The sequence below is a fragment of the Limibacillus sp. genome, assembly GCA_037379885.1.
Classification (GTDB): domain Bacteria; phylum Pseudomonadota; class Alphaproteobacteria; order Kiloniellales; family CECT-8803; genus JARRJC01.
Genome location: JARRJC010000081.1, coordinates 1 through 5,901 on the forward strand (window position 1 = coordinate 1; position 5,901 = coordinate 5,901).

At 55.3% G+C, this 5,901-nt stretch carries 4 protein-coding genes; all 4 read left to right on the plus strand.

Annotation, left to right across the window (positions count from 1 at the left end):
- On the plus strand, nt 1–1,191 hold a 1,191-nt coding region (locus tag P8X75_14225), incomplete at its 5' end, for a hypothetical protein (GenBank protein ID MEJ1996341.1).
- 154 nt (nt 1,192–1,345) lie between these two features.
- A complete protein-coding gene (locus tag P8X75_14230; protein ID MEJ1996342.1) occupies nt 1,346–1,762 on the plus strand; it encodes a hypothetical protein in 417 nt (138 codons plus the stop codon).
- 169 nt (nt 1,763–1,931) lie between these two features.
- Complete coding sequence (locus P8X75_14235) at nt 1,932–3,605, plus strand: tetratricopeptide repeat protein (GenBank protein MEJ1996343.1); 1,674 nt, start codon at nt 1,932–1,934, stop codon at nt 3,603–3,605.
- Nucleotides 3,606–3,966: 361 nt separating this feature from the next.
- Nucleotides 3,967–5,721, plus strand: coding sequence for an adenylate/guanylate cyclase domain-containing protein (locus tag P8X75_14240; GenBank protein MEJ1996344.1), 1,755 nt, complete (start codon nt 3,967–3,969; stop codon nt 5,719–5,721).
- Nucleotides 5,722–5,901: the final 180 nt, after the last annotated feature.

Genomic DNA, 5,901 nt, shown 5'->3' on the forward strand with positions numbered 1-5,901 from the left:
CAGAGCACGAACTTGCCATCCAGTAAACCGTCTATTGCCGTGCTCCCTTTCACAAACATCTCAGGAGATGCTGATCAGGACTATTTTTCTGATGGTATCACCGAAGACGTGATGACTGAGTTGAGCCGGTTTGGATCTCTCAAAGTTATCGCTCGCCGCAGCTCTTTCGTGCTTCGTGATAGTGAGAAAAACCTCAGGCAAACAGTGACTTCATTCGGCGCAAGCTATCTGCTGGAAGGAAGCGTTAGGAGGGATGGAAGGCGCATACGCTTGACCGCGCAACTTGTAGACACGAGTAGTGAAAGCCAGATTTGGGCCCAACGCTATGACCGAGAACTCGCTGACGTGTTTGCGATTCAAGATGAACTGGTACACGCCATCGTGACGCAACTCGCAGATCGTGTGACAGCGGCTGAGGCAAACCGTTCTATGAGAAAGACCACGGACAGCTTAGACGCTTACGACTACTACCTCAGAGCCCTGAATCTCGATCGGCGATACACGACGGAAGACAGCCTCGAAGCCAAGAGGCTGCTCCAAAATGCGATCAAATTGGATTGTAATTTTGCCCGGGCTCACGCCCTGCTTTCTGCGCAACTATGGACGGTGCCATCTTTTGACGGTGATCTCTCAGCAGAAAACATCAAAGCTGCTGTCGAGGCTGGGCAACGAGCCGTCGAGCTTGACCCTGGCGACAGTAGTTGTCATGCGATGTTGGCAACTGCGTATCTGAAGGCGCGTAACTATGAGCGATCCGCGCAGCATTTTAAGTTGGCCTATTCTCTAAATCCGCACGATTCCTCCATCTGGTCGGATTACGCATGGTATTTGTCTGCTGTTGGAAGGTTTGACGAGGCTGCCGAGTTTCTAAAGCGGCGCGAGCAGGTCGAGCCAATGCCTCCCGATTGGCACTGGGAAATATGGGGGCATGTACATTTCGGGCTTGGGCAATGGAAAGAATCAATAGCCTGCTATGAGCGAACCAGCATGCCGCCAGCGAATGTGATGGCTTTCCTATCAGCGTGTTATGGCCACCTAGGAGACGAACGAAGGGCTAAGGAATATTGGGCACGTTTTGTTGAAAGGACGCCTGGATCACGGCCTGACGCCATAAAGAGGATTGCTTATTGCGCTCAAGAAGGCCTAGCGGATAGGTGGCTGGAAGGATTGAAGAAAGCCGGCATCGAGTAACAGGACGATTCGGACGATTGATAGCGACCGTTTTTAGCCAGAAGCGGATAAGAACGCCTACCCACCTGGCGAATTGAATCCCTAGGATGAATCTCTGGATAGTAGACTAGCTAATCATCGACGGTTCCCAAGAAGGGCGCGCGCTATGCCTCGAATGATCTTACTCCTGGTAATCTCTCTTCTAATCATTACGCCAGCGCATGCAGAACCATCAGATTACGATGCTGTCCTGACCGGACAGATCGGGGACGTGAACTCTCCTGAGTACATCTGGGTTGGTGCCATCGAAGTGAGGCTTCGCGATGTCTTTGTGCCCCCCGACAAGCAAGAGGAAGCCGTGACCTTCTTGCGCTCTCTTGCCGTCACCGGCAGGGAGATCGAGTGTCGATTAACTGGAGAACGGGTGGCTGGTCCGGGTGGGCAGCTGGTGGGCCATTGCTTTCTGTTCAGCCCCACAGATGGAAGCGAGATTGATCTGGGTGAGAGGATCAAGGAACAAGGGCTCGGTCGCAACTGCAAGGAACCGCAGGCCGTTATTGCTATATGGCCGCCCGTTTACGTCTGCGAATAGAGCGTGTCCTGGGCGCGGAGGAAGATTTCTGATTTTAGCCAATAGTGGACTTTCAGAATCGACCTTCATCAGACCTTCAACCCGGCTAGCAAACGTCGTTCTTCGTTCATCACAGCTTGATGGTGTCTTTTAGCCGGCCCGGTTATCCTCTCAGGATGGGAGGAATACGATGGAGCGCCGTCTAGCTGCAGTTCTGGCCGCTGACATGGTCGGTTACAGCCGTTTGATGGCGGCTGACGAAGCCGGCACGATTGAACGGCAAAAAGTCCATCGCTCTGCACTCATAGATCCAAAGATAGATCAATACGGAGGGCGGATCGTGAAGTCGACCGGCGACGGTGTCCTGGTTGAGTTCCCAAGTGTCGTCGATGCTGTCCAGTGCGCGATTGAGATACAGCGCCTGATGCCCGAACGGGAAAACCGCGTCCCTCAAGCACAGCGCATCAGCTATAGGATTGGCATCAATCTTGGAGACATTGTCTTTGACGCCGGGGACATCTTTGGTGATGGCGTAAATATCGCGGCGCGGCTTGAAGGCATATCCGAGGCGGGCGGTGTCTGCATCTCTGATGTGGTGCGCCAGAACATCCATGGGAAATTGGGCGACGCATTTCAGGACAAGGGCGAGGTCGCGCTTAAGAACATGACCCGCCAGATAAGAGCATGGCAGTGGATACGAGAAGAGCGAAAGGAGGTTGGGGAGAAGGCCTCCGAGACTCTTGCTCTCCCCGACAAGCCTTCTATCGCGGTTCTGCCTTTTAGCAATATGTCGGCTGAACCGGAGCAAGACTACTTCGCTGACGGAATCACCGAAGACATCATCACCGCGCTCTCAGGATTCGGCTCCATATTCGTCATCGCCCGGAACTCGAGCTTTGCCTTTAAGGGACATGAAAAAGACATCAAGCAGATCGGCAATGAACTCGGTGTCCGATACGTTCTTGAAGGCTCGGTTAGGCGAAGCACGAGCCGCTTTCGAATCACGGCTCAGTTAATCGAGGTGGAGGGCGGGAACCATCTCTGGGCACAGAGGTATGATCGGGTTCTAGAAGACGTTTTTGAGCTCCAAGACGAGATCACCGGGACCATAGTTGCGGCAATTGAACCCGAACTCGAGAACGCAGAACGGGAGCGGGCAAGGGCCAAGTCTCCAGAAAATCTCGACGCCTGGGAATCCTATCAGCGCGGAATGTGGCACACGTACAAACTGAACAGAGAGGATGCGGAGGCCGCTGTTATCTGCTTCAGACAAGCCCTAGCGGGTGCGCCCAACTATGCGCCGGCGCTTACTGGCTTGGCTTACCTGACTTTTCAGAAGGTCATCTTTAACTTTGAGCCCCAGGAACCCAAGGAGCGGGAACAACTTCTGGCGCAGGGCATACGTGAAGCGACAGCGGCGGTGCAGGCCGATGACCGCTCGTCCTTTGCACGCTATGTCTTAGGCCGTTTGTTGGCTCTCGATGGAGATTTTGAGAATGCGATCGAACAGTTGGAACTGGCGATCAGCTTGAACCCGAACTCAGCGCTGGCTCATCATGGATTGGGCGCGGCTCTTGCCACTGGCGGCCGGCCCGCGGAGAGCCTGGCCGAGTTTGAAGCGGCCGCAAGATTAAGCCCCCTGGATCTCTATCGCTGGGCCTTTTCGACCATGCACAGCTTCGCGCTGGTGCTATTGGGTAGATATGAAGAAGCGATAAGTTGGGGGCGAAAGGGAATCCGAGACAATCCAAAGGTATTCTGGCCCTACGCCCATGTGGTTTCAGCCGCTGGCCTAGGGGGGTCAGAGGACGCTGCCCTGGCTTTGGACGCCCTTCTTAGGGTTAAACCCGATTTCTCGCTATAACGGTAGACCAGACCGTACGTCTGAAGAACGTCGAGGATCGGGAGCACTACATCAAAGGACTGCGCCTCGCCGGATTGAAGAACTGACAGCACCATCTGAAATTTGGAAGACCACGTGCCACGACTCCTTTGCGGTCTATGAACCAGTGTCGGCCATTATCAGCAGGAGTGCGCCCATTTGGTCGGCGTTTCCCCGCTCTCAGCGGGCTTATTGTATGTCCGCTTTTAGCCAATAGCGGACGCTAGATTTCTTCCAGCGCCGCGTACCCCGTAGTTGTCAGACGCCGCGCATCATTCTAACGCCAAAACCCATAGAGCAATCGCGCTCCTTCTAATACCTTGATGTGGTAGGGACTGTGCCGATGGTTCGCAAGCTTGCGGCGATATTAACTGCAGACGTCGTCGGATTTTCGCGGCTGATGGAGGCTGCCGAGCAGGAGACACTGGATCGCTTGAAAGATATTCGCAGGGCGATCGTCCAACCTCAGATCGACAGCCACGGTGGACGCGTTGTCAAATTGATGGGAGACGGCCTACTCGCCGAGTTTGCAAGTGTCTTAGGCGCCATGGAGTGCGCGGTAGAGATACAGAAACTCATGAGTTCTAGCGAACACTCGGTGCCCGACGATCGTCGCATCCGGCTACGGATCGGCATTCACCTTGGTGACATCATCATCGAAGGAAAAGACATCTATGGCGATGGCGTAAACATCGCGAGTCGCCTGGAGAGGTTGTCAAACCCCGGGGGTGTCTGCGTATCGGACGCCGTCTATCAGCAAGTACGGCGCATAGATGCGTTCACCTTCGATGACGGTGGAGTGCAGCGTTTGAAGAACCTCGACCGCGCGGTGCATGTTTGGCGCTGGTTGCCCGACACAGCTGCCGTCGTCTCGGCGTTGCCGCTCGCCCGAGAAGTCAAGGAGCGCCCGAACAAGCCGTCGATCGCTGTCCTGCCGTTCGACAACATGTCCGACGACCCGGACCAGGAATTCTTTGCCGATGGCATGTCAGAGGACATCATCACTGCTTTATCGCGCATGCCATGGTTCTTCGTTATCGCCCGCAACTCGACCTTCACCTACAAGGGGCGATCCACCGACGTGAAGCAGGTGGCCGCGGAACTGGGTGTCAAGTACCTACTCGAAGGAAGCGTGCGCAGGGCCGCAAACCGTCTGCGGGTGAACGCGCAGTTGATCGACGCCACCACCGGGAACCACGTCTGGGCGCAACGCTACGACCGCGAGTTGGAGGACATCTTTGCAGTGCAGGATGAGTTGACGGATGCCATCGTCGGAGCCATCGCGCCCGAGTTCCTCTCTAGTGAGGCCCGACAGGCAAAGCAGAAAGCCCCCTCGCAATTGGACGCCTGGGAGTGCGTGATGCGAGGTCGGGCACACCTTTGGAAGCTGGGTCGGGATGATGCTGCGCAAGCTAGAGAACTCTTCGAAAGGGCCATTTCTCTCGTTCCATCGGGTGAGTTCGGAACGAGCGACCTCGCCCTGGTCCATTTCCTCGAAGCCTATTACCGCTGGAGCGATTCCCCCGCCCAATCCCTGCAGCTGATGATTGAGGTTGCGCAGAGAGCGGTTGCGATTGACGGCTCTGACCCCTGGGCGCTCACGATTCTCTCCTGGGCCCACATCGTTTCTCATCATTGGGAGGAAGTACTTCCCACGATAGAGAAGGCCATAGAGGTATCGCCAAGCTTTGCTCCGGCGATCGGTATAAAGGGAGCAGAACTCGCCCTTCTCGGCGAACCGGAGCAAAGCATAGAAAAGATCTCGGAAGCGATCCGATTGAGCCCAAGAGACGGAATGATGGTCTTTTGGTTGATGGGTCTATTTTGGGCTTACCATGCCCTAAAGAGGTACGACGACGCAGTTGCCACCGCGAAACAGGCAATCCGACTGGCTCCGCAAAATCCAACTTTCAGACGGCAGTTGGCGAGCGCCTTGGCTTGGCTTGGGCGAATAGAAGAAGCGCATTCTGCCGTGGAGGACTACTTGGCTCTGGAGCCTACGCATACGATCGAAGACGCCGGAAAGGTCCCGAGCAATGTCCCTGAGCACCTCTCGCGGTTCGTGGAAGGACTGCGAATGGCTGGGCTCCCCGAATAAAGAGATGATGCTCGTACGCAGTACGTCTGCTTCTAGCCAGAAGCGGACGTTCGCTATGACTGCATTCAGAACAGACTACCAGTACTGCCCCAAACTCTCTCAGATTGCGTCCGAGCCTGTAGCCATCTTCAAGAAGCCCGCCGCCAGACGCTAGTGAGACAGAAGTTCGGTGTATCACCT

What these genes read in the sequence shown, in the direction of transcription:
- P8X75_14230 (MEJ1996342.1), top strand. Translation starts at nt 1,346, where the DNA reads ATGATCTTACTCCTGGTAATCTCTCTTCTAATCATTACGCCAGCGCAT.
- P8X75_14235 (MEJ1996343.1), top strand. Translation starts at nt 1,932, where the DNA reads ATGGAGCGCCGTCTAGCTGCAGTTCTGGCCGCTGACATGGTCGGTTAC.
- P8X75_14240 (MEJ1996344.1), top strand. Translation starts at nt 3,967, where the DNA reads ATGGTTCGCAAGCTTGCGGCGATATTAACTGCAGACGTCGTCGGATTT.